The 764-nt window shown below is 72.0% G+C and carries 1 protein-coding gene; it reads right to left on the minus strand.

Annotation, left to right across the window (positions count from 1 at the left end; translation table 11 throughout):
- Positions 1–751: Atu4866 domain-containing protein (locus ORI94_RS35250; protein ID WP_266083202.1), on the minus strand; the 751-nt coding region annotated here is incomplete at its 3' end.
- Positions 752–764: the final 13 nt, after the last annotated feature.

Here is a 764-nt window from a genome sequence, read left to right on the forward strand (position 1 = left end):
CCAGGTGCATGATGTAGCCGACGTGGTGGAGTTCGTCGCCGCGGAAGTAGCCCACGGCCCAGAAGCCGAGGTCGTCGAGGTAGTCGATCCGGTCGCCGTCGATCCAGTACCGGCCCTGGTAGGCGTGCGGGCGGCCGCCCCGTGTCTCGTCGTAGCGGCCGTCGGCGGTGAGCTCCTGGTGCAGGAAGTCGTCCTGGTCGATCCACACGCCGACCCGCGGGCTGCCGGTCAGGTCCGGTGAGGCCGGGATGCCCATTTCGGGGGCGGTGGCCCGGCCGGGGGCGTCGCTGCCGGCCCACAGCACGGGCCGGCCGGCCGCGACCAGTGCGCGGACCCGCTCCGGCCGGGAGACGAGCGTGGCCAGGGCGCCCGGCACGTCGGCGGCGAACTCGTCGGGCACCACCAGCAGGTCGCTGGTGTTGCCCGGGGTCAGCGTCGCGACGTGCTCCGAGCGTTCGCCGCGGCCGCCGGCCAGTGCGACGGTGTCCACGACGGCGGGGACGATGGTCGTGCCCGTGGCGTCGACGACGATGGCGTTGTCGTCCTCCGCCGCGGTGAACAGGGACGGGCCGACCGCGACGATCAGGGAGCCGACGAACAGGATGTCGGCACCGGTCATGGTCCCGATCAGCGGGTCCATCGTCAGGATGCGGGCGTTGGTGAACAGGACGGGACGTCCCGCGTCGTTCGAGAGGATCTCGTCGAGGGCCTTGGAGTTCCAGCCCGCGATGTCCGTGTCGGTGGTGCTCATTGCTCGCTCCTCG

Origin of the sequence: Streptomyces sp. NEAU-W12 (genome assembly GCF_026242095.1) — a bacterium.
Lineage (GTDB): Bacteria > Actinomycetota > Actinomycetes > Streptomycetales > Streptomycetaceae > Streptomyces.